Source organism: Micromonospora echinofusca, assembly GCF_017614955.1.
GTDB lineage: Bacteria > Actinomycetota > Actinomycetes > Mycobacteriales > Micromonosporaceae > Micromonospora > Micromonospora echinofusca_A.
In genome coordinates this window covers 1-4,625 of the sequence record NZ_WVUH01000463.1, presented here as the reverse complement: position 1 = coordinate 4,625, position 4,625 = coordinate 1, and the positions used below count along the sequence as shown (strand labels likewise).

General features: G+C 74.3%; 2 protein-coding genes and 1 pseudogene. 2 read left to right on the top strand and 1 reads right to left on the bottom strand.

Features of this window, described 5'->3' with window-relative positions:
* A pseudogene (locus GSF22_RS30945) lies at positions 1–247 on the bottom strand (winged helix-turn-helix domain-containing protein); the annotation flags it as partial.
* 193 nt (positions 248–440) lie between these two features.
* On the opposite strand from GSF22_RS30945, the gene GSF22_RS30940 reads away from it, so the two are divergent.
* Both GSF22_RS30940 and GSF22_RS30935 read left to right on the top strand, forming a co-directional pair.
* The gene (locus tag GSF22_RS30940) at positions 441–1,361 is read left to right on the top strand and encodes an AEC family transporter (protein ID WP_208817453.1); all 921 of its coding nucleotides are present in this window, start codon (positions 441–443) and stop codon (positions 1,359–1,361) included.
* A gap of 100 nt (positions 1,362–1,461) precedes the next feature.
* Positions 1,462–4,602 (top strand): type 2 lanthipeptide synthetase LanM family protein, encoded by a 3,141-nt coding sequence (locus GSF22_RS30935; RefSeq protein ID WP_208817452.1) that lies wholly within the window; start codon positions 1,462–1,464, stop codon positions 4,600–4,602.
* Positions 4,603–4,625: the final 23 nt, after the last annotated feature.

The following is a 4,625-nucleotide window of genomic DNA, read 5'->3' as shown; positions in this document are numbered from 1 at the left end:
GCTCGGGGCGCTGCGGCCCGGTGGTGATGGTGGCCTCACCCCGCTCCAGCAGCTCGCGGGCGGCCTCCAGCAGCCGCCGGGCGGGCGGGGTCAGCGCCTCCTCGTTGGTCAGCGGGATGCTCAGTGTCACGGTCAGCGAGGGGACGCCGGTGCTGGTCGGACGGCGCTGACCGCTCGGCGGACGACCTGGTCCCGCTGGTTGGGACGGATGCCATCCGGCGCGCGACGACGCGGGGCTCACCGACATGGTCCTCCTTGGCTGATCCGGATGACTCCCGACGGCCCGAGAGCGCGCACGAATCGATGCTTCCGGTCACCACGACGGGGGTCAAGGGGCAGCTACGTTGCATGAATGTGACAATTGACAAACGGATCGAAGCCGGATGCTCGCTCTGAGTACCAGACTCCGATGATTCAAGCAGAACCGGGAAGATGACCGGATGCGGGGGGTCTTCGCCAGCTTCACCACGATCTGGGCACTGACCGTGGTCGGTTACCTCATCGGCCGGTACGGTCTGCTCGGGCCGCACGGTACGGCGGTCACCGCCCGGCTGGTCTTCTTCGTCGCCGCGCCGGCCCTGCTGTTCACCACGCTGGCCCGGGCCGGTCTGGAGCAGATCTTCACCCCGGCCCTGGCGGTCTTCGTGGTCTCCACCGTGCTGGTGGCCGTCTGCTACCTGCTCCTGGCCGGGCGGGAGGTGCGGGCGGACCCGGCACGGGCCACCGTGGGGGTGCTCGGGGCGTCGTACGTCAACGCGGCGAACCTGGGGCTGCCGGTGGCGGCGTACGTCCTCGGTGACGTCTCCCTCGTCGCACCGGTCCTGCTGTTCCAGGTCCTGGTCGCCACTCCGCTGGCCCTGGCGGTGCTGGACCGGGCCGCCGGACGGTCTGGATCGGTCGGCCGGTTGGTCGCGCTGCCGGTCCGTAACCCGATCATGCTCGGCTGTGCGGCGGGACTGGTCGTCGCGGTCAGCGGCTGGCAGCCGCCGGTCGAGATGTTCCGTCCGTTCGAGCTGGTCGGGTCGGCGGCCGTGCCGCTCGCCCTGCTCGCCCTCGGCATGTCGCTGCCGGGCAGTCGGCCCCTGGCCCGGGGTGCGGACCTGCGGGAACGCTGGCTGGCGGTCGGGCTGAAGGTGCTCGGGCAGCCGCTGGTGGCGTACGCGGTCGGCCGGTGGGGGTTCGGTCTCACCGGGCCGGCGCTGCTCGCCGCGGTGGTCACCACCGCCCTGCCCACCGCCCAGAACATCTTCGTCTACGCCACCCGGTACGACCGTGCCACCGGGCTGGCCCGGGACACGATCGTACTGTCCACGGTGGCCGCCGCGGTGTCACTGGTGGTGATCACCCTCCTGCTGGGGTGAGCGGCGGGCCACTGGACCACCCACCCGCATCCCGGACCGGGCAAGAAAGTGCGTGGGTTACCCGCGTGTGACCGGCAGAAGACGCCGGCAGGATTACCGCATGAGCACAGAGCCGAGCCGGAGCGGGTCCCCCCGCACCAGGGTGCTCGAACCGGGCTGGTGGGCGCCGGGCCTGGCGTTGCACGAGCGGGTCGGCGGCTGCGAGGAGTTGCCCGACGGCCCCGACGAGGCCGGCCGGAGCCGGTTCACCCGGTGGCGGGGGCACTACGACACGCAGGGTCTCGGGCACCTGTTCGACCGCCGGCTGGCCGAGGCCGGGCTCGACGAACGGCGGTTCCTGCTGCTGCTCACCGAGGCACCCGCCGCACTGGCCGCGCGGCGGGAGCAACCCGCCTGGGCCCGGCTGGTGGAGCAGGCGGTCGTCCGGGCCGCGCGACGGCCCCCGGCACCCGGGGGCGCCGGCCCCGTGGACTGGCGCGACGCGTTCGTCCGTCCGCTGCTCCCGCTGGTGTCGACCGCCGTGGAGTGGGTCCTGGCCCACCTGCCGCCGGCCCTGCCGGCCGGGTACGTCGACGTGCCGGCGGTCTGCGCCGACCTGGCGGCCACGCTCGGTCGACGCCTGGCCGGGCTGGCCGCCGGCACCTTCGTCGTCGAACTGCACGCGTGGCGGGACGCCGGTCGGCTGCACGGCGCGGACGGCGGGGAACGTTTCGCCGACTTCGTCCGGCGGCTCAGCGAACCGGCCGGGCTGGTCGAACTCTTCGCCAGGTACCCGGTGCTCGCCAGACTGCTGGCCCAGTACAGCCTGTTCGAGGCCGAGGCGCTGGTGGAGCTGATCACCCGGTTCGTCGAGGACCGGGCGGCGATCGTGGACACCGTCCTCGCCGGCAGCGACCCCGGTCCGCTGTGTGCGGCCAACGGTGGCCGGGGCGACGCCCACCAGCGGGGCCGCACCGTCCGGGTGCTCTCGTTCGCCGACGGGGCGCGGGTGGTGTACAAGCCCCGGGGACTCCAGGCGCAACGCCGGCTGGCCGAACTGGTCGACTGGCTCAACCGCACCGACCCCGGCCTCGGACTGCGTACCCCGACCATCGTCGCGCGGGACGACCACGGCTGGATGGAGTTCGTCCCGCACACCGGCCTGACCGACCGCCGTCAGGTGGTCGTCTTCTACCGGCGGCTCGGCGTACTGCTCGCGCTGCTGCACAGCGTGCACGCCACGGACATGCACCACGAGAACGTCATCGCCTGTGGCGACCAGCCGGTGGTGGTGGACGCCGAGACGCTCTTCCATCCGCCGCTGCCCGCCGCCGGCGGCGCCGTCGACCCGGCTGCCCGGGTGCTCGCCGCCTCGGTGTCGCGTACCGGGCTCCTGCCCTCGATCGAGGTCGGGGACAGCGGGATCGGGGACGTCTCGGGACTCGGTGGCGGTCCCGGCGCACACCACAGCGTGCTGGACTGGGAGTCGGCGGGCACCGACCAGATGCGGCCGGTGCGGCGTCCTTCACGGACGTCGGGGACGGACAACCGGCCGCGCCTGCACGGCAGGTCGGTGGAGCCGGCCGACTACCGGCACGACCTGCTACACGGCTTCCGGCTGGGCTACGACGCGATCGCTGCGAACCGGGCCGGCTTCACCGCACTGGTCCGGAGTTGCGCCACGACGTACACCCGGGTGGTGCTCCGTCCGACCCAGCTGTACCGGAGCCTGCTGGACGACGCGAACCGGCCGGAACTGCTCCGGGACGCCCTGGACCGCGACCAGGTGTTCGACCGGCTCTGGCTGGAGGCGGCCGACGATCCGGTGCGGTGGCGTACGGCCCGGTACGAGGCCGAGGACCTGTGGGCCGGTGACGTCCCCCTGCTGCGGACCAGGCCAGGTGGGCGCGACCTGTGGTTCTCCACCGGGCAACGGTTGTCCGGCGTGTTCGACCGGGCCGGGGTGGACCGGGTGGGGGAGGCCGTCGCGGCGCTGGGACCGGTGGACCGGCACGACCAGGAGTGGATCATCACCGCCACCCTGGCCAGCCGGCGCCCGGCCGCCACGCACCGCGCCGTGGCCCGCCGCGACGGTGCCGGCAGCCTGGTCGAGGCGGGGCCGGACCGGTTGCTGGCCGCCGCGTGCCGGGTGGCGGACACCATCGTGGCCGCCGGCTCGACCGACCCGGACCGTACCAACTGGCTCGGTCTGGAACTCGTCGACGACCGGCAGTGGCTGGTCATCCCGATGGGTGCCGGGCTCGCTCACGGGTACCTCGGGGTGGCCCTGTTCCTGGGTCAGCTCTTCCGGATCACCGGCATCCGCCGGTACGCCGAGACCGCCCGCCGGGCGGTCCGCTGCTACCCGCCGCTGCACCGGACCCTCGCCAGCCGGCCGGACCTGATCCCGGTGGTCGGCTGCGGCGGCCTGTACGGGCTGGGCGGGATCGCGTACGGGCTGGCCCGCCTGGCGGTGCTGCTCGCCGACACGGAGATCGCCGCCCTGGTACCGGAGACGGTCGACCTCGCCGCCGCCGCCGCCGACGAACGCTCCGCCCCGGACTGGGCGGGCGGGTTGGCGGGCTGCCTGGCCGCCATGGTCGCGATCGACCACGAACTCGGGCTGCCCACCGCCCGGGACCTCGCGGCGCGCTGCGCGGACCTGCTCCTACCCGTGGTCGGGTACGACGTTCCCGGGCCGGCGCCGGACGGGTTCGCCGACGGGTTCGCCGGGGTGGCCCACGCGCTGGCCCGGCTCGGTGCCACCAACCCCCGGTACTGGCCCACCGCGTGGCGGGCGGTCGCGCGGGTCGGCACGCTGGTCGGCACCCGGCAACCACGGGATCCGGATCCGGGTTGGTGCTCGGGGCTGGCCGGTCGGGTACTGGCCGCGGTCACCGCCGCGGAACCGGCACCGGTGGAGGCGGCCCACGCAGTCCGGTTGCTCACCGACCGGCCGCTCTCCGCCGACCTCAGCCTCTGCCACGGCGAACTCGGCGTGCTGGAGGCACTGACCGCGCTGGCCGCCACCGGCCGGCACCCGGCGGCGGCACCGGCTCAGCGGCGGCACACCGGCCTGGTGCTGGCCGCGCTCCAGCGTCCCGGCCCGCGATGCGGCACCCCGGACGGGGTGGACAGTCCGGGCCTGCTCAACGGGCTGGCGGGGATCGGCTACGGGCTGCTGCGGGCCGCCTTCCCCACCGAGGTGCCCTCCGTGCTGCTGCTGGAGTCCCCACGCCCCGGCGGCGACCGACCTCGGTAGCCCTCCCCCACGTCCCCCGGCAC